11 protein-coding genes and 3 pseudogenes are annotated in these 19246 nt (G+C 68.1%); 9 read left to right on the top strand and 5 right to left on the bottom strand.

Annotated elements, in window-relative coordinates:
• Positions 1-35 precede the first annotated feature (35 nt).
• Positions 36-650, bottom strand: coding sequence for a MarR family winged helix-turn-helix transcriptional regulator (locus ACZ4N5_RS38785; protein ID WP_467761709.1), 615 nt, complete (start codon positions 648-650; stop codon positions 36-38).
• A gap of 245 nt (positions 651-895) precedes the next feature.
• On the opposite strand from ACZ4N5_RS38785, the gene ACZ4N5_RS38780 reads away from it, so the two are divergent.
• The 3 genes from ACZ4N5_RS38780 (at position 896) to ACZ4N5_RS38770 (ending at position 4796) form a co-directional block, all read left to right on the top strand.
• Positions 896-1435 (top strand): MarR family winged helix-turn-helix transcriptional regulator, encoded by a 540-nt coding sequence (locus ACZ4N5_RS38780; RefSeq protein WP_467761708.1) that lies wholly within the window; start codon positions 896-898, stop codon positions 1433-1435.
• Between the two features lie 677 nt (positions 1436-2112).
• Entirely contained in the window at positions 2113-3168 is a 1056-nt protein-coding gene (locus ACZ4N5_RS38775) for an IS630 family transposase (RefSeq protein ID WP_467761707.1), read from the top strand.
• Positions 3169-3590: 422 nt separating this feature from the next.
• Positions 3591-4796 carry an IS110 family RNA-guided transposase gene (locus tag ACZ4N5_RS38770; RefSeq protein ID WP_467761706.1) on the top strand — a complete coding sequence of 402 codons (1206 nt, stop codon included), beginning with the start codon at positions 3591-3593 and terminating at the stop codon, positions 4794-4796.
• Here the strand turns inward: ACZ4N5_RS38770 and ACZ4N5_RS38765 are convergent.
• From ACZ4N5_RS38765 to ACZ4N5_RS38755, 3 genes and pseudogenes are all read right to left on the bottom strand, one after another.
• A complete protein-coding gene (locus ACZ4N5_RS38765; protein ID WP_467761735.1) occupies positions 4789-5274 on the bottom strand; it encodes a hypothetical protein in 486 nt (161 codons plus the stop codon). The genes ACZ4N5_RS38770 and ACZ4N5_RS38765 overlap by 8 nt on opposite strands.
• A gap of 594 nt (positions 5275-5868) precedes the next feature.
• Positions 5869-6677: pseudogene (locus ACZ4N5_RS38760) on the bottom strand (SAM-dependent methyltransferase).
• 229 nt (positions 6678-6906) lie between these two features.
• A complete protein-coding gene (locus ACZ4N5_RS38755) occupies positions 6907-7119 on the bottom strand; it encodes a winged helix-turn-helix transcriptional regulator (RefSeq protein ID WP_467761734.1) in 213 nt (70 codons plus the stop codon).
• 517 nt (positions 7120-7636) lie between these two features.
• Between ACZ4N5_RS38755 and ACZ4N5_RS38750 the strand changes: the two genes are divergently transcribed.
• The 6 genes and pseudogenes from ACZ4N5_RS38750 to ACZ4N5_RS38725 all read left to right on the top strand — a co-directional run.
• A complete protein-coding gene (locus ACZ4N5_RS38750) occupies positions 7637-8878 on the top strand; it encodes a lipase family protein (RefSeq protein ID WP_467761705.1) in 1242 nt (413 codons plus the stop codon).
• A gap of 122 nt (positions 8879-9000) precedes the next feature.
• Positions 9001-10038 carry a caspase family protein gene (locus ACZ4N5_RS38745; protein ID WP_467761704.1) on the top strand — a complete coding sequence of 346 codons (1038 nt, stop codon included), beginning with the start codon at positions 9001-9003 and terminating at the stop codon, positions 10036-10038.
• Between the two features lie 10 nt (positions 10039-10048).
• The gene (locus ACZ4N5_RS38740) at positions 10049-11752 is read left to right on the top strand and encodes a hypothetical protein (RefSeq protein ID WP_467761703.1); all 1704 of its coding nucleotides are present in this window, start codon (positions 10049-10051) and stop codon (positions 11750-11752) included.
• A 550-nt stretch (positions 11753-12302) separates the two neighbouring features.
• Entirely contained in the window at positions 12303-14618 is a 2316-nt protein-coding gene (locus ACZ4N5_RS38735; RefSeq protein ID WP_467761702.1) for a WD40 repeat domain-containing protein, read from the top strand.
• Positions 14615-17932 carry a hypothetical protein gene (locus tag ACZ4N5_RS38730; protein WP_467761701.1) on the top strand — a complete coding sequence of 1106 codons (3318 nt, stop codon included), beginning with the start codon at positions 14615-14617 and terminating at the stop codon, positions 17930-17932. Before ACZ4N5_RS38735 ends, ACZ4N5_RS38730 begins: the two co-directional genes overlap by 4 nt.
• 5 nt (positions 17933-17937) lie before the next feature.
• Positions 17938-18150, top strand: a pseudogene (locus tag ACZ4N5_RS38725) (ISKra4 family transposase); the annotation flags it as partial.
• A 106-nt stretch (positions 18151-18256) separates the two neighbouring features.
• Here ACZ4N5_RS38725 and ACZ4N5_RS38720 read toward each other — a convergent pair.
• Positions 18257-18654, bottom strand: a pseudogene (locus tag ACZ4N5_RS38720) (3'-5' exonuclease); the annotation flags it as partial.
• Positions 18655-19246 lie beyond the last annotated feature (592 nt).

Raw genomic sequence — 19246 nt, 5'->3', positions numbered from 1 at the left:
AGCCCAGGCCAGGGGCCGGTGCCCCGGAGCAGTGATCACTGCTCCGGGACACCGGCCCCCAGCGTTTGCCCCAGGGCGCCGAGAAGCCCCGACAGCCGGCGCCGGTCTGCCGGCCCGAGCCCGGCGAGCAGCTCACGCTCCTGGGCGGACCGTGCGGCAAAGACCCGCCCGGACAGCGCGATGCCCTGCGGGGTGAGGCACAGCCAGACGATCCGGCGGTCATCGGCGTCGCGATCCCGCCGGATCAGGCCCACCGCCTCCAGTCGGTCCGCGTGCTGGGTGAGGCCGCCCGCGCGGACCTTACCGGCGGCCGCCACCTCGCCCATCGTCCGTTGGTAGGGTTCACCCGCGTCGCGCAGAGTGGCGAGCACCTCGTAGGCGGGCAGGCTGATGCCGTACTCGCGGACAGTCCTGCCGACAAGCCCCTGATAACGCTGGGCGCACTCGCTCAGCATGTCGAACAGGGACGAGGCGGAGTCGTCCGCACCGGGGGGCGTCGGCGCGGACCGCCGGGATTCCGGGCGCTGCGCTTCCGGGCTCTCGGCCTCCAGGCTCTCAGGGCGAGCGGGTACGCCCTCGCCCGTACCCTCGGTGCCGCGCACCTGCCGGCGAGCCGGATCCAGGGCATCACCGAAGGCGGCGCTCAGCACGTCCGTCAGCGCGGGAGCGAGTTCCCCGGTCGGGACTCGGAGCGGCCGCGCTGCCCGTGCTGCTCAGGAAGGTTGCCGTGCCGACGGCGGCAGCGCTGGTCGCCGTCGGGGTGATTCAGCGGCTGAGGCGACGTTCCCCCAGGTAATTCGGGCTGCGCAGCCCCTCCCCCGGTCCGGCCTATCACTTCAGCGGTAAGATTCTCAGTGCCATGAGAAGGTGGCGGGCGCTGTACGAGGGGATGGGCATGGCTGCATCGAGGCCGGCGGACCGGGACGCCGTCGCGAACGTGATCGAGGACTGGGCGCGCGAACGCCCCGAGCTGGACACCAGCCCGCTCGAGGTCCTCGCGCGCCTCCACCGCTCCTTCCTGCGCTACAACACGAGGCTGACCACATCGATCGAGCGTCATGGGCTGTCCGTGGCCGGCTTCGACGTGCTGACCGCCTTGCGGCGGTCCGGCGATCCCTACCGGCTGACGGCCGGACAGCTCGCGGACACCGGACTGGTCTCATCGGCAGGGGTGACGTTGCGGATCGACCGTTTGGAGAACGACGGTCTCATCGTCCGCGAACGGGACGCCGGTGACCGCAGAGTCGTCTACTCACGTCTCACCGACAAGGGCCTGACGACGGTGGACGCCGTCTTCTCGGAGCACCTCGACAACGAACGCCGGATGCTCAGCGGACTCTCGCCCTCCGAACGCCGCCAACTGGCGCGACTGCTGCGCAAGCTGGAGGTTTCGATCCTCCGTTCCGACGAGGAACCGAGCGACGCCACGGCGTAATCAGCGGTGAGCCGCCCATCATCCGATGAAGGCCGCAGTGGCCGCCACGAACGCGTCGGCATCGTCCAGCCACGGGAAGTGCCGTCCCCCGGACTGAACGACCACCTCGGCGTGCGGAAACAGACCACCGAACTCGGTCACCGCGGACGGACGCGAATTCAGATCGACCTCTCCCACCAGCAGGAGGACCGGCGCGGTGAACCGTGCGAGCGCCGCACGCGTGGCGTCCGAGTCGAAGGCACCCTCGGCCGCGAAGATGCCAGACGCCGACGACTCCGCGGTTGGTGTCGAGGTAGTCCACGAAGTTCCGTACGGCCGGGGTGCCGGTGCGGGTGAAGGGCCCGGTATAGGAGGTGGCGCCGCAGTTTCCCGTGACGGAGACGTCGGGGGCTCCGTCACCGGTGACGTCGCCGACGGCAGGGCCAGCCGCGGACCGGTCGGCGTCGGCACGCCAAGCCACACCGCACCGGACGGTCTGCGACCGGCAGGCGACACATCGCCGACAAGCCACCGCGCACGGGGCAGCGAAGAAGCGAGTCAGCCCTCCGGTGGCAGGATCCTGCCACCGGAGGGCGACACATCAAGGACGAATCACCAAACGCGGCATCAGCCCTTGTCCACCCACCGATCGGCAACAGCCTGACATTGACGCGAAGAAAGGCGCCGCGGCCTCGAGGATGTCGTTGGCCCGCGTCAGCTCAGCGTTCTCCGCCTCCAGCCGCTTCAGCTCGGCCGACTCCTCCGTCGTGGTGCCCGGACGGGTCTCGACGTCGATCTGGTCCTGCCGGACCCACTTGCGCAGCGTCTCGGTCATCGACAAGTCGACCGCGGACCGCTGGCGGGCCCGGTTCATCGCGAAACGCCTCGATGGTCTGCATGACGAGCCCCGCTCAGGCCGGCCGCCTTCGATCCTCCTCGACCAGGTCGAGGAGGTCGTCCTGGCCACCCTGGAGTCGGTCCCGGGCCAGGACACGCACTGGTCACGGGCCTCGATGGCCCAGCGCACCGGCCTGTCGAAGCCGACGATCGGGCGAATCTGGAAGCGGTTCGACCTCAAGCCCCACCTGCAGGACTCCTTCAAGCTGTCCACCGATCCGCAGTTCGTCGCCAAGGTCGTCGACGTTGTCGGTCTGTACCACCACCCGCCCGAGAAGGCGGTCGTGCTCTGCGTGGACGAGAAGAGCCAGATCCAGGCGCTGGACCGGTCCCAGCCGGTGCTGCCGATGATGCCGGGCATGCCCGAACGCCGCACCCACGACTATCTGAGGCACGGCATCACCAGCCTGTTCGCCGCCTTCAACATCGCCGACGGCACCGTCATATCGGCACTGCACCGCCGCCACCGGGCCATCGAGTTCAAGAAGTTCCTGATCCGGATCGACAAGGCGGTGCCCGCCGGGCTCGACGTGCACCTCGTCTGTGACAACTACGCCACTCACAACACCGCCGACATCAGGACGTGGCTCGGCAGACACCCCCGCTTCCACGTCCATTTCACTCCCACCGGCTCCTCTTGGATGAACCAGGTGGAGCGGTGGTTCGGCCTGCTGACCGACAAGCTCATCCGCCGCGGCGTCCACACCTCCGTGAAGGCACTGGAGGACGACATCACTGCGTGGATCAACGCCTGGAACGAGAACCCACGGCCCTTCACCTGGACCAAGACCGCCGACGAGATCCTCAACTCCCTCGTCAAGGTCGGAACCACCGGCCAGAAGACCGAGCAGAACTAACCCTCAGGATTTCTGGCGCATCACACTAGCCGCTGTTGGGACGGGACCGCTGACGAGCGCTGGCATTACGCCAACGCGCAGTGCGAACCTCTGACGTGCCTCTGAGTCTGGCCATCTCTTTCGTCCCCTGAACGAGCCGGCATGCCCCGGTGTCCTGGTCGACGAGGATGGGCCAGTTCCCCCCCCGTTACCTTTTTCGTGGCTCCGCAATGGGGCCTCCGGCCTTCGGGTCCGGCATGACTTCCCCCTCCTGTTGTTCATGATCCGGGGGGTGGTGTCACCGGACCCGGAGGCATCGACGGACCGCTGATGAGGGGCTTGAGCACCGGCTTCACCCAGGCTGGAAGAGCTCTCCGTAACGTGGATGTGGCAGCTCGGTGCCCAGGCAAGGCCGGACGAAAGCGTGATGGAGGGGCCTGCACGTGATCGACACCGGCGACATCGACGTCTTCCTCGGCCTGGACGTCGGCAAGGGCGAACACCACGCCACCGCCGTCACCCCGGCAGGAAAGAAGGCCTTCGACAAGCGCCTGCCCAACACCGAACCCAAGCTCCGCGAGCTGTTCGCCAAGCTGAAGGCCAAGCACGGAACGGTGCTGGTCGTAGTCGACCAGCCGGCCTCGATCGGCGCCCTGCCGCTGGCCGTGGCCCGGGACATGGGCTGCCCGGTCGCCTATCTGCCCGGCCTGACGATGCGGCGGATCGCCGACCTCTACCCCGGTGAGGCGAAGACGGACGCGAAGGACGCGTTCATCATCGCCGACGCCGCCCGCGCGATGCCCCACACGCTGCGGGCGATCGACGGCGAGGACGAGACCATCGCCGAGCTGGAGATGATCGTCGGCTTCGACGACGACCTGGCGGGCGAGGCCACCCGGGTCACCAACCGGCTCCACGGCCTGCTGACCCAGATCCACCCGTCGCTGGAACGGGTGCTGGGGCCGCGGCTGCAGCACCCGGCCGTCCTCACGCTGCTGGAACGGTTCGGCTCCCCGACCCAGATCCGCAAGGCCGGCCGACGCCGCCTGGTCACCCTGCTGCGGCCGAAGGCCCCGCGGATGGCCGAGCGACTCGTCGATGACATCTTCGCCGCGCTGGACGAGCAGACCGTGACGGTCCCCGGCACCGAAGCGGCCGCACTGATCGTCCCGAGCCTGGCCGCCTCACTGACGGCCGTGCTCGACCAGCGCAAGCTGCTGGCCGGGCGGATCGAGGAACTGCTGGAGGCCCACCCTCTTTCGAAGGTCCTGACGTCGATGCCGGGAGTCGGCGTCAGGACCGGAGCCCGGATCCTGATCGAGGTCGGCGACGGCAGCACCTTCCCGACCGCCGGCCACCTCGCCGCCTACGCCGGACTCGCCCCGGCAACCAGGAGCTCAGGCTCCTCGATCCGCGGCGAACAGCCCTCCCGGAGAGGAAACAAGCAGCTCAAACGGGCCTTCTTCCTCTCCGCGTTCGCCGCCCTGGGTGACCCGGCCTCACGGGCCTACTACGACAAGAAGATCGCTCAGGGCAAGCACCACACCCAGGCCCTGCTCTGCCTCGCCCGACGCCGGGCCGATGTCCTCTTCGCCATGCTCCGCGACGGCACCTTCTACGAACCGCAGCTGTCGGCCGCAGTCACCTGACCTGCGGGTCTGCGAGGAGAACGACTCGATCAGCCTCGACGTCGAAGCCGAGCACCGAATGGCCGGAGTCGCCCTCCGGGTCCATCAGCACCGGCTTGCCCAACCGTCGTCCGATCGCCCGGAGAAAGCCGCAGAACACGTCAAGCCGATCCTGGCCCTGCAACTCCCGCAGGTCGACGTCGAAGTCGACTTCATCCTCGGCATGGAAACGGAAGATCGCCAACACATCGTCCGTCAGCCAGACCCGCAGATCCGGGCACTCGGCATCCGCCGGGCGGGACAGCACGGCCTCCGCCCGGGGCACCGGAAGCACCATCTCTCCCTCGGAGTACTGGCACTTCCAACCCTTCTCCGCGACGAGATCGAGGACCGCCTGCCAGTCCTCCACCGAGGCATCCGGGACACGCACGTCCGGCAACGACCCCACCAAGTCCGGATCGAAGAAGCACTTCACGTCATCCCACAGCCGGTCAGTCACCCCGCCATGTTGCCCGGCCCCCGGGTTCAACGCAGCCCTGTTTCCCATGACCAAAGACATAGGGGCACCCCCCCCGATGCGGATCTGGCGCCCTTGTTCGTCTTTCGCCGTGGGATACGAGGTGAAGCCATAGATGCCCGTAACAGCCGGGGTCGCCCACAGGCCGAGATTGAAGGCCCACTCGTCCCAGCGGTCGGTCAGAGTTCGGCCGAACTCTTCCGCACGTCTCCGTGCTTCGTTCTCTTCCAAGAGATCCCCCTCACTGCTCTCCAACTCTTGAGAGAGAAGACGCTACGGGACTGAGCCAGGCAACGGAACGAGACCTACCTCTGTGCACATATCTCTGTACTTGGCGGTGCACAGAGAGCGCGGACACCGCGAACGCTTCCCGCCGGACATCGTGATGCAGCAGACTCATTCCCCCACGGCCTTCGCGCTGGTCAAGTGCCTCTTTGTCGGACCACAGGATCAGACGGAGGCCGTGTTCACGTCCCCGGAATCCCCGTACGAGCGATCACGTTCGGGGCATCGTTCGAGGTCAGAGCATAAAGAAAAAGCTGCTGCGCTGCGAAGCTGGCCGACGCCTGCCTGCAATCAGGACTTGCGGGCCAGCCCCGCGGCGATGAGGTGTTCCCAGACGGTGAGTTCCCTTTCGGCGCCGTCGTTCCACGGCCTACCGACCCGTTCGGGGCGCCATAGCGTGGCGGGGACGACTCCGGGGTCGAGGATCTCCAGACCGTCTAGCAGGTGCGCGATCTGCTCGTCGGTGCGCCAGCGGCCACGGCCGAATGTCTGTTGGAGGACTTTCTCCGCCTCGGCCGTCTCCGGGTTGTTGCCGGAACGGAAGTGGCTGACGAAGAAGTAGCTTCCGGAGGGTACGCGGTCACGCCAGTAGCGGACGATCCCGGCAGGGTCCTCGTCGTCGTTGACGTGATGAAGGACGGCACTGAACACGACAGCCACTGGGCATTCGAAGTCGATCATTTCCCGGGTTTCCGGGTGATTATAGACGGCCTCGGGATCGCGGACATCGGCCTCGACGACCCGGGTCCGGTCGTTCTCCTCCAGCAGTGCACGTCCATGGACAAGTACTTGGGGGTCGATGTCCACGTAGACTCCGGCGCGTGCCGTTGCGCGACTTGGTGAACGTTGTTGGCGGTCGGCAAACCACTGCCCAGGTCAATGAACTGGGACACGTCGGTGGTCGTCGCGATCTCCGCGACTGCCCGGGTCAGCGCCGAGCGGTTGGCGGAGGCGATCGCCACCGAGCCGGGAAGGTCGCGTTTGAATACATCGCCGATCTCCCGGTCGACGGCGTAGTTGTCCTTGCCGCCCAGCAGGTAGTCGTAGACACGGGCGATGCTGGGCCTGGTGGCGTCGATCGAGGTGCCTTCGCTCGTCATGACGACCATCCTCCCTTGCGAGAGGACCCGCTGCCCAGCACTTTGTTCCATCGAACGGGTAAGTCGATGTCGACGTTCAGCCCGGTTTTCACCCCGCTGCCGATGGACGGAGCTGCTGTCGGTCCGGGTCAACGCCTCCACCGCTTCCTGAGTGGCGCGGTCGTGTTCGGTGCGCTGCCGGCGGCGATGCTCGGCCAGCATTTCCCGGGCAGCCCTGGCGTCCGCTTCGTCACCATGGCCGGTCAGCGGTCGATGAACCCGCTTGAGAGGTCGTTTTCTCGCGATGTTCTATTAGGACTCCGTTAGGTCTTTCTAGTCGGTGCGTGATGCTGACCGGCCGGGTCGGGGTCACGTTCCTGGACACCAGTCCGCGGGTCTCCAGGTCCGCGAGGCGGCTGGAGAGCACTCGGTGGGAAATGCCGGCAACGGCTTCCTGGTACAGGCTTGTCGGGCGGTCGCATCGCGACAGCGCGCCATCTGATCTGGAGGAACGCCCCAGAAGTCAGTGTCCGGGGCCCTGGCGGATCAGCGCTACGGGCGGCGTTGGGGCATGACCACGCAGGCGAGGCCGCCAAGGGCGATGTCGACGATAGGCTCTGGCTTCGTCCAGCTGTTCCGCGTTCATCTGACCTGCCGGCCGTCCGGAGTCGTGCCGGTGACGGTAGTGCGTGCGTGTCGCGTTCTCATCAGCACGTGGTCACAAGGGACCGCAGTGCCGGCAGTTGCCGCCCGGGACGCGGTGCGCGCCGACGCCCGTCTCCTGGGTCGGGCCGTTGGTTCAGACGTGACCGACGCAGGCAAGACAACCTGTGCACTTGGCTGGGGCAAGTCGCCCTTTTGGCCAGGCGGGCAGATTTCCGCAAAGATGCACCAACTATGCATTCTGGCCCCTATCCTGACTCTCCATCCGTTTGGCTCAGTGATGGTGTGTACAGGCGTGTTTGGGTACGGGGGGTCCGATGCCGCTGGTTTTCGTTCATGGGGTGGCCAACCGCTTCGGCGGAGAACTCGTGGCGGAGAGCGCGACCCGCGACGCCTATATGAGACGTTTTCTGCTGAGGCCGCCTCTGTGGCCCGAGGGCGTCGAACCCACGATCCACAACCCGTACTGGGGAGGACTCGGCGCCAGGCTGGCCTGGGGCGGTGCCAGCGTTCCAAAGCCCGGAGAAGCAGTCGAGGAGCTGGGCGTGGACGAGTCCGCGCGGATGGCTCTAGCAGCAGCGGTCGCGGCGTTCGTGCCGGCCGGGTCCGACGAGGACAATCCGCTTCTGGCCACCGCGCAGGTGCAGTTGACCGACGCCGTCGACTTCCTGTGCACCGCTGTCGCGCTTGAGTCAGACACCGGTGCGCTGGGTGGGGTGAGTGCTGCATCGCTCGCGGAGACGTCGGCGGCCGTCATCGGGTACGCACTGCGCCATCCTCGGCCCGACTGGCTGGACTCCACAAGGGACGACACGCAGTTCCTGACTCGGTTACACCGGGCCGTGACGCAGGATGCAGCCGAGCGGGGCGACGCCCCGGTCACGGCACTCAGCTCGGCTGACGGCGACAGTGCGACGGGCTGGGAGCAGCTCGGGGTGGACAAGGTCTGGGGCGGCTTTCGTGAGATAGGAAACCGCATCCGCCGACGCGGAGTGAACCGTGCTGTCGAGCAGCCGGCCGACCGTCTGCGTACCGCCCTGGTGCCGAAGATTACCGAGTTCCTTGGCGACGTCTTGGTCTATCTCGGACAGCAGGGGCGGACGGCGTCCAAGGACACGATCGCGACCGGGATCGCGCGGGTTCTCGCGGATGCCTGGGCCCAGAGGCGCGATGACGACCCGCTCATGGTGATCGCGCACAGTATGGGCGGCAACATCGTGCACGATGTGCTGACGCACCACCCCGCCGCGCGTGAGGTGGTCATTGACACGCTGGTCACGGTCGGTTCTCAGGTCGGCTTCTTCGAGGAACTGGGGCTGTTCGGTACACACCCTGGCGTTCCCGGGCCCACGGCGGTTCGGCTTCCGCGACCGCGTTCCGTGCGTCGTTGGATCAATGTCTTCGACTACAACGACCTGTTGTCCTTCAGGCTCGCGCCGATCATCGACGATGTCGAGGACTGTGCCTACCGCACCGGGCAGGTGCGGGCCCACAGCGCCTACTTCCTCCAGCCGCGGTTCTACGCGCATCTCGCCGATCGTCTGGGGCAGCAGCGGTGACGTATTTGGTCGAGCCGCCGGCAGCCGGCCCCCATGGGCCGCTCGTCCATGCCCTGATCATCGGGGTGGGGGGATACCGTCACTTGCCCGGTGGCTCGGAAGAGGTCGACCATGACACGGTCGTGACCAGGCAGCTGCAGTCGCCACCGCGGTCGGCTCTGGCGTTCGCACGCTGGGTGCGCGACGAGATGCGTCATCCCCGAGCGGCCCTGGGCAGCGTCGACGTCCTTCTGTCCACCCCCAAGCCGCTGGAGGACCTCGACGCCACGGAGCTGGAGTTGCCGGACACGGACGCGGTTGTCACAGCGGTCAAACGCTGGAAGAACCTGTGTTCCAGTGATCCCTCCAACGTTGCGGTGTTCTTCTTCTGCGGCCACGGGATCACGTTGAACAGCCAGTTGCTGCTCCTGGAAGACTTCGGCGGCGATCCAGACCGCCTTCTGTACTCAGCTATGGACCTCGACCACCTGGTAACTGGCATGAGTGCCTGCCGTGCCTCGACGCAGTACTTCTTCATCGACGCCTGCCAGGAGATCCCGCGTCAACTGCGCGGCTTTCTACCGGGGCAGACCGTCCCCCTCCTCAACGCCATCCTGACGGAGGACGTGCGAGAGGAGTGGGGCGTGGTGAGCTCCACCCGCTTGGGCCATGTGGCATACGGCCGGCACGATCGCCTGACCCTGTTCACCGAACAGGTCCTGGCAGCAATGCGCGGCCAAGCGGCCATGGAGCGGAACGGCCGCTGGCTCGTCTCCTTCAGCGCGCTGCACGAGGCCGTCAGCACGCTGACCAGTCGTCATTCCCCCAAGCAGCGCACACCGCAGTTTCCCGATTCCCGTCTATCGGGTACGCGGCCCCTACATGTATTGCCCGGGCCTCCGCAGGTGAACGCCGGTGTCTGCTGTAACCCAGCGACTGCCACACCCCGGGCCCGCGTGCGCATCGCGCCGACCCGCGCAGCGGGCGCTGCAGGCGAGCGCACGGCGCCGGATCCCGTACTCAGCGACGGCTGGTGGAGGACGCCGCTCACAGCAGGCATCCACGGGGTGTCCCTCACATTCCCCGAGGGGGGATACGCCATGACGCCGCCCTCTCCCAACTGGGTCTCCATCACGCCCTTCAACCCCGACCACACCGTCGACGTGCGGGAGAGCTGGTGATCCGGTGAGCGTGCTGCACATCTCTGTGGACGCCACGGCCGCCCGGACCGGCGCCCTGATCCCCGTCGAGATCACCGGTACGGCAGAAGGGCAGCCGGACCGCAACCTGGTTGTCACCGCGGGCCGGAGCCAGAAAATTCAGCTGCCTCCCGGCATGTATGTCCTCCGTGCCACCGCCCCGTCGGGTGGGCGCTGGTCCTCGACGGTGGTCCTGGATGCCCGCCTGTCGGTCAGCCTCCTGGAGCCCGTGGCGGGAGAGAGCGCCGCAGATGCGTCGTTGCGCGCCGCTCCCACTGGCAACCGCCACCTGCCAGGTCACCCGCACCAGGACGTGAAGGGGGCGCTGGCCGATATTCAGACGCAGCCTGTGAACGTCGTGACGGCCTTTCTGTGCGACCTCGACCATCTGCTCGCACCCGCCGAGCAGGTCGTCCCGGGCGACAGCGCGTCGTTCCGGGTCGCTCTAGCGGCGCAGCAGCGCCCCGTCTACTGCGCCATGGCGTGCCGTGGTCGTCCGGTGTCCTTCGTTGCCGTGCCGCCCGAGGCTGCTGTACGGGTGCAGGAGGACGGCTCGGGCGACACGTCACGCTGGCGTTCGACGGTGCAACTGGCGGACGCTGGCGCCCAGACGCTGCTGAATCACATGACCGGCCAACGCGCGTTGACGGCCAGCCAGGTCGCTGGCGTGGTGGTGGAAGCAGCACTGCGGCAGTCGGGCGAGCGGGGCGCGGATCCCAACGTGGCGTGCGTGGCGGGCTATTACGCGCTGACCGCCGAAGTACGTGATCTCGATCTGAGCTGGTCGGCGACGGCCGTGGCCTCGTTCGCATGGTCCGCGGACCTCCTGGTGATCCGGGCGGCGCTGCTTATCCGCCGCCGTGGTGCCGAGGGCGTCGCCGAGGCGCGGACCCTTCTGCTGCAGGCGGGCGAGCTCCCGCTCGGCCTGCCCCGCTTCACACAGGGACTGCGACTTCTGTACAGCCTGCTCCGACGGGTCGTGGCGCATGAGGAAGCGTCAGCGGTGATCGATCCCGCCGCGCACGCGACCCTGATGGTGGTGGAGCGATACCTGCGTGCCGCCGACTGGAGCCGGTCGTTCACCACCTTCGAGGGGGCCAGCCCCGCCCGTCCTCAGGCGCGTGAGGACAGGCTGCCGTTCGCTCACAACGGCTCGGAACTCGGCGTCATCGGACGGCGCGAGGTCAGGCACGTGTGGGCCCACTCCGCGGACGCCGTGGCGAGAAGCGACCGCGGCCTCGCCCTGCGGCATGTGGATCGCATGGAGTACCGCCAGGCGGCCGCGGATTCCACGTCGGCTGTCGTGCAACGGGTGAGTGCCGGACAGCTCACCTTCGATCTGTCGGAGCACAGCGACCGCGACGACGGCACCTCTGTATGGCTGCTGACCGCCCGCGCGCGTACAGACAGCGGTGGCTGGGCCGTGGTGTTCGTAGGCGACGGAAGCGGTCCAGAGCCAAGGTATGCGCAGTACATCATTCCTCTGGAGCCGACCCCATGGACTCGCGGCGCGACAGGATCCCTGGTCATGGGCACAACCAGCCAGCGCCTCGACTGGTACGCCGCCGAAGAGCTGGTCACCGACCTGGACACAGTCGGCAACCGCACCGCACTGGAGCGGTCTCTGGCACGGGCCTCCTCTCCCGCGGTCCGCAACCGGCTGCGCGACGCCCTGGCGGAGTGGCCCAATGAATGAGAACGAACATGTCGCGCCAGCACGCCGTCGTCTCCCTCGCCTGAGGCGGGCGCTGGCCACCGTCTACAGGGCCCTGCGAGCCTGGGTGCCCAGTACGTGGCGTCTTCGGCACACCGTACGGCTCCCGGTGGTGACCGTGGGCCAGCATGAAGGCATTCACGCCACCGTCGGAACACTGACCCTGCGCCGGGTCCGCGGCACACGCCAACGTGCGGGAACACCGGCGCTCCTGGTGAATGAGGGCGGGCTCACCTCGACGGATGAGGCGTTCGAGGTCGCCAAGAGCAACGCCCTCGCGTGGTCTACCGGACCGCGTCCGCGTCGGCGTCGTGGCACCGTCGTATGGACTTGGACCGACGCGCACGGGCAGCCCGTGCCCTCTGTGACGGGGAACTCAGCCGGTGCGGCGTTCGCCGTCGGCCTGGCCTTTCTCTATGGGCTGTCCCGCGGCGCCCGCAGGCCGGTCGACGGCCGAGCCGTGATCAGCGCGGCGGTGACTGAGGGCGGCCTGCTCAGGACGGTTGCCGGACTGGATCACAAGGTACCTGCGGTGGGGGAAGCCGGCCATCGCCTCGTCGTGGCGCACGACGACGGGCTGGCGGCCCATGCGGCCCGGCACGCCGGCCGTCCCCACACGGACACCGCCGTCTCCGTGCACGAGGCGGTCGGACAGGCCGTTCTGCGGCGCAGCCGGATCGTTCCGCTCCTGGCCCTGGCCCTCGTCGCCGCCGGCCTTGGCACCGGTCTGCTGCTGCGCAGCAACGACGCCGCCCAGCGCAGCGAGCGCGCCACCACCATCCAGCAACTGGCCGACCGGTCCCGGATCGCGGTGGGCGCTGCTCCCGACACCGCGGCGCGGCTGGCGCTGCAGGCCGCGGGGACCGACCCAGAGAGCATGACGGCACGCACCGCGCAGCTCAACGCGGCCTACTTCGATCCTCGGCTCACGGCCGTCCTCGACGCCGGTGCGTCCCCGCAGGCCGTCGCATACGATTTGGACGGAACCGCCCTGGCAGTCGCGTCGCGCTCCGGTGTGGCGCTGTACTCCACATCTGGTCACCGGCGCCTGGCCCGCATGCCCGCGATCCGCGGCACCGTGACTGCCCTCGCCTTCGCTCCCGGCCATCGCCTCCTGGTCGCCACCGACCAGGCCGTTGTGGGGCTTTGGGCACCGAGCCGTGGGCAAGGTGGCGCCCGGACACCCTTGAAGGTGCTGTTCCAGGGCGGGGGCCGGGTCCAGGCGATCACCGTGTCCCCCGACGGATCCCTCGCCGCCTGGGCCACAACGGGCGACGGCACCTACACGGCAAGCCTGGCCGGCACCGCCCCGGCAGTCCGGGCCGCGCCCGCCGATCCACGAGTTACGTCCCTTGCCCTCCCCACCGACGGCCAGCTCGTCATCGGGCGCATCTCCGATCGACAGAAACCCGCCCTGCTGCTGTACGACCTGGCACACCGTCAGGCCCAGCCCCGCGTGCTGCTCAGGCGGGGCACGCTGGAGCTGACGAATCAGGCCGCCACGGCGCTGGTCGTGGCGGATTCGGGCCACCGACTAATCAGCGCTCACTTGGACGACTCCCTCCGCATCTGGGACACCGCCACCTACAAAGTGCTGAAGGAAATCTCCGTCCCGGGCAGCGCCGTGGCACTGGCCCTGTCTCGCGACGGCCGTACGGCCACAGTGGCGGCGCAGAGTTTCCCGGCCGTCGGCACCATCGACCGCCAGGCTCCGGGAGCTGAAGTCGTCATGGTTGACCTCTCCACCGGCCGCCAGCTGGGCGCACAGTACGCCGCCGACTACGCCTGCCTCACGGCGGTCCTGGCAACGGCACCGGGCGGCGACGAGGCCGCCGTCGTCACGGTAGCCGGGAGGGTCACGTTCTGGCAGCGAACAACCCAACCGCCTCCTCGGGGAGCGGTCCACCGCATCGTCTCCGACCCGTCCCACCCCGCGTCCGTCCTTGTGCTGCACCGCCCCGGAACAGTGTTGCGCTACCAAGCTGCAGCGCTGAGCCGGTCACCCGCGCGGGTCGTCGACGCGAGCACATACGGTATGGGCCTGGACATGGCTCTGTCCCCCGACGGCCGTATCCTCGCCGTGAGTCACCAATCCGGTGCCATCAGCCTGTGGAAATACCCACAGGGCACCCCCCTGGGCAAGGCCCTGGACACCGGAGCCGAGCACGGGGCGAACCATCTGGTATTCGCACCGAACAGCCGTACCCTCGCCGCGGACGACGAAAGCGGCCACGCCATCCTGTTCGACCTGCGCAGCCATCGCCGCAAAGGCGCGATCACGGACTCCGACACCGCGGCAATCAACGCCCTCGTGTTCAGTGCGGACAGCCGCTCGCTGGTCATCGCCCGCGGCGACGGCGCCACGCATGTGATCGACTCCGCGACCGGACGGCCAGTGTGTGAGGTGACGATGAGTCCCGCCGCTAGCACTGTGACCCGCCACGGCGACGACTACCTCATCGGATTCACCGATGGCCATCTGGGCCGCTACGACCAGTCTCTGCGCCTGGTGGGCGCCCTTGGGGGTGCGCCTCCGCAGAATTACGTGGTCGAGGCTACCGAGAGCCCCAACCATTCCCTGATCGCCACTACCGGGCCGCAGCAGGACGGCGCCCTGACCGACACATCAACCGGCGCAACCGTCCTTTACCTGCCCGCCAATGAGTCTCCCGACAGCAACAGCGACCAGCTGTCCACGTCCTTCATCTCCAATGGCTTTTCCGCCGACGGCCGCTACGCCGTCTTCGGTTCGGCTCGTGGCCAGTTGACGTCCGTCGCACTGCAGGGCGCACGGCTGCGCGACCGCCTCTGCACCCTCGTGGCCCCTGCGGCGAAGGAGTGCCGATGACCGCTTCACTCGAGCAGGTCCGGGCCCTGTTGCGAGACATGCTCGAGGACGTCCTCGGTGCCGACCACACCACCGTGGCCGCCCGGCTCTGCGACGACGGCTGGTGGTTTGACGCCTGCCAGGCGGCAGTCCGCGACAAAGACCTTTGGCTGGACGCCTCCACAGCCGCCTCAACCGACCATGAGCCCCCTGCGACCAGCCCGCAGCCGGCAGCGGACCCCACCCGCGGCGGTAGCCTCGCCCTGCGTCTCATCGCACATGACCGCCCCGACTGTCTCGCCCGGGCCCGCGCCGTCCTTTACGCCGGACAGGCTGTGCGCGCTAGTCGCCGCGGGCAACCGGACGAGCAGCACCGTCAACTACAGGCGGCCACGCACGCCTGGAACGAGCAGCGCCCACCCGGACACCTGACGCCATCGAACCCCGCCCCAGCAGCAGAACCCCCAGCACCGCAACCGGACCTCACCCACACCGCGCGCTCACAGCTGTACATACGAGAACTCGTCCACCTGCTGGAACATGGCCCGCGCACCATCACTCGCAGCAGCCCCACAACATTACTGCTGGACCTCCCCACCGGCCCCGCTCTGCGCACCCTGATCCTGCACGACGTCGACGACCCCGATGAGACGATGCTGCCCGACATGACGGCGATGCTCTTCGCCGAAACCGGGGACCTGGCATCACACCTGCAAACCGCCTTCGACTGGATCCGCGCCCAGGAGCACTTTCCGCGCGGACATGGCGTGCGCTGGGCCGTGCGCAGCCCAGGAGGCAGACCGGTCCTCGACTTCTCCGCACCACATCCGGAAGCGGCCTCGGCGGTGGCCCTCGCCCGCCTGTTCCCGCCCCGGCGCCTCTTCATCGCCCGCCTGGGATGGGCCCCACAGGACGCCGATGCCCGGATCGTCGTACACGCGGGCATGACACCTGCCGGAACACTCATTCCGCCCGCAGACCCAGCGAACGCTGCCACGGCCCTACCCGCAGGGCACACCCTGCTCACCGCCGCCAACCCCGTGAACACCGACAGGCCCACCTCGCCGAACGTCCGAACAGCCCACACCGTCGCGCAGGCCGTACGGCAAAGCCGTCTGCTGTCACGGGGCCGCCGCTGGGCCGCGGTCGGCTTCGTACTCACCCTGCTCGCCGCCGGGCTGTCCACGGCGGGAGCCACGATCCTCTCCCGGCAGGACGACGACCAGCGCATCCACCTCGCCGCCGACGACTACAGCCAACGCGCGGTCCAGAACGCCGTGGACGCGCCCCGCACCGCGCTGCGGAACGCGTTGGCGGCCCAGGTCTTGGCCCCCGGTAGCGTGGCCGCCCGTTCGGGACTCATCAACGCCGTCAACCGCAACCTCAAGATCAAGCGCCTGTTGCCGGCCCGCACTTCCAGAATCACCGCGCTTGCCCTGGACCGGACCGCCCGCGACGCCGCCGCCGTCGGAGCCGACCGGCGTCTGCGCGTATGGGACACCTCGTCCGGCACGGAAATGACTGTGCCGCGGTCGGTCAGATCTGGTGTACGGGCCATCGCCTTTCCCGCCGTGGCCGGCCCCCTGCTCATCGCGACCGACCACGCCGTCACGCTCTGGAACCCCGCCACGCCACACGCACCCGCGCGCGAGCTGGCGAGCGCCACCCAAGTAAGCACCCTTGCGTACTCCTCTGACGGGCACACCGCCGCCTGGGGAAGCCGCGACGGCGACGTCACCGTGATCGACACCGAAGGCAACGCTCCCCCGCGCGTGCTCCCTGCCGCCCACGGGCACATCGACGCCCTCGCGCTGGACAGCGGCGGAGACACCGTCGCCTGCGCCGGCGCCGACGGATCCGTGGCCCTGTGGACCTGGCGCACGGCCGACCGCCCCGCTCACACCAGCACCCGTCTCCAAACCCCCTTCACCTCGCTCGCCTTCGCCGGCAAGTCCCACTTGTACGCGATCGGCCGCACGAAGCTCTACATGATGTCCGCGCGCAACGCCGAGCCACTCCACAAGCCGCTGAACGTTCCTCAAGGCACCACCGTCGCCTACCGCCCACAAGCACACACGCTGGTTCTCCCCAGCGACAACGGCGCGAAGGAAGTGAGCGAGGACCCGAGCAACAACCTGGGCCGCGACGACGACACGGACGTGTCCGACGCCGACGACTTCGTCAACTTCGGCACCCATCTGCAGTCCGTGCTCGCACTCAGCGGTGACGACAAATTGGCGGCCGTGCCCACCGGAGAAGGGTCGATCGCCGTCTACGACACCGCGTCCCACCCCGACTCCTCGGTCCAGCTGGGCGCCATCAAGGCGGTCCACGCCGTACCCGGGACCCGCAAACTCCTTTACGTGAGCGGCGATTCCGGCAGGCCCAGCCAGGTCACGGTGTACGACACCGGCCAGAAGAAGGCGGTGTCCACCCCTGTCACCGACCATGGCCGCCTGCTCACCGTGACCGGCGGCTCCGCCTTCAGCGCCCGCCACTCGCTCCTGGCGGTGGCGACGTTGGAAGGGAAACTGCTGCTGTACCGGTTCAGCCTGGGCCGACTCGGCTCACCCACCGTGCTCGACGGCCCGGCGGTCGAAGGCTCGGGGCGGCAGAACGGCGTCACCGCCCTGTTCGATGACAAGGCCGGGCGAGTCATCGGCGTGTGGCGCGACTCCCTGATCGTCTACACCATCGGCCGATCCGCCACCTCCACACGGACCCCCCATTACCAGATCGACTTCACCGAGTCCATCGGCTCCGGCGCGATATCCACTGATGGCACTCAACTGTTCCTCGGAGGCAGCCGAGGCCTGTGGTCCCTGCCTCGCCTCCGTCAACGCTACAGCTGGACCAACCGCAGCACTCTGTCCTCACGGTTCATACTCAACGTAAAACCCCTGCCCGGCGGGGCCGCTGCAGCCATGACGTTCAGCGGCTCCGTCGGAACGTACGAACGCGCCAAGGGGGCCACGACTTGGACCGAGAACATCCTCGTCGGCAAAGGCCGGACCACCGAGGTACTCGCCGTTGGCCCACAGACCGTTGCAGCCGCCGGCGTCACTTCACTGCGGCTCTTCGACTCCCGCCAGGGAGAGCCTCTGGCCACCCTTCGCATCGGCAACGTCTTCACGGAAGGCGCCTGGTACAACAAGCCGAATCTCCACCTCTTCGGAGACGTGGCGGGGGTGGGCGCCCAAATACCGCTTGATACAGGTGAGCTGTTCCGCCGGGCCTGCTCCCTCCTCGGAGGACAAACGGCAGCAGGCCGTGTCCACGACGTCTGGTCCTCAGCCCCCGATAAAGTCAAAGACCAACCTCTTTGCGATCCGTAGGACGGGTCCTGGTCGACGGCGCTCGCCACCACCTCGACCTGATCCAACGCGAGGCCGCCCGCAGCGGCCGCCCCGTCAACGTGCTCCTTGACTTCGTGCACGTCACCGAGTACGCCTGGGCGGCGGCGCACACGTTTCAAAAGCCCGGAACCGCTGAGGCAGATGCCTGGGTCGACGTCCATCAAAAGACGATGCCTGCAGGCCGAGCCGACCGCGCCACCAGGCACCGACCGCTTCTAGTCCGCTTAGCTCGGCTGTCTGGATCCGGTTCCGGAGCTGGGCCGTGATGGCGGTGAACCATGACGTAATCTGGCGCATCACGCGTCAGCCCTGCGGGTCGGCAGCTGGTGCGGCGACGGCTCGGGCTGCCGTCCGGCCGGTTCCGGGGTGGCTGTCGATCCTTGACAGGCTGCCGAGGTCGAGTCGGCTGCGGGCACGGGTGACGGCGACGTGGGCGAGGCGGGCGTCGGTGTCGCTCACAGGTTCCGGAATCGGGCGGCCCCGGTGGTCGTGCTGGTCGGTGTCTTTCGGCTCCGGGAAGTCGTCTGCGATCTTCACGGTGAGCCATTCGCGCCCCTTGGCCTTGTGGCGGTGGAGACAGTGACGTCGGCGGTCGACTCGTCGGCGAGTTCATTGACGGCAGCGAGGATGGCCTCCAGCCCTTTGTCGACGAGATCGACAAAGGGCTGGAGGTCACGGCCGGCCGGGTTGTAGGCCGCGTGCACGATGGGGTCGGTGACCAGTTCGCACAGGATTTTCGCCTGCGCCTTGGTGGAGCAGGAGTACAGGTCCTTCGAGCCCTGCCCGCGACGCAGCTTGACGACGAGCTTGCAACCGCCGGGGACCTGGTCGATCTCGTCCGGCAGGAACGTCGCCGGAGTGGAGATGCGGTGCCTGTTGACCACCTGGCCGAAGACCGCCTTGTCGATCGAGGCTTTGGCCGCGGCCGGCGGCGGGAGCAGTGTGCTCACTCCGAGGCCCGTCAGTTCCTCCCCACCGGCCTACTGCAGCTATGACCCGCCGTCAACAAACCACCGCTAGTTCGGAGGCTCCGGGACTCGCCGCTGCACGTCGTAGGGGGCCTGTCGATGCCAGACCCGTCCCCACTCCCGGGCAAGAAGTACACCGACCACGAGAAACAGGACCGATCCGGGCCAAATGAGGTGGGGCACCTCTACAAGTGTGGAGATCGGGGCGGCCACCCAACCGCAAGGCGCCAAGGCAAGCACAACAATGCGCCCTGCTCGCCCAGGGAACCTGGCCACATCCGCCAATGCCGTCGTCCTCCATGTTTGCTCCTCGAACTGCGAGCGG

Source organism: Streptomyces sp. NPDC026500 (assembly GCF_055567635.1).
This window is presented reverse-complemented; position numbering and strand designations above follow the sequence as displayed.

Coding starts and splice junctions, on each gene's coding strand:
- ACZ4N5_RS38780 (WP_467761708.1), top strand. CDS start 896: ATGGCTGCATCGAGGCCGGCGGACCGGGACGCCGTCGCGAACGTGATC.
- ACZ4N5_RS38775 (WP_467761707.1), top strand. CDS start 2,113: ATGTCGTTGGCCCGCGTCAGCTCAGCGTTCTCCGCCTCCAGCCGCTTC.
- ACZ4N5_RS38750 (WP_467761705.1), top strand. CDS start 7,637: ATGCCGCTGGTTTTCGTTCATGGGGTGGCCAACCGCTTCGGCGGAGAA.
- ACZ4N5_RS38730 (WP_467761701.1), top strand. CDS start 14,615: ATGACCGCTTCACTCGAGCAGGTCCGGGCCCTGTTGCGAGACATGCTC.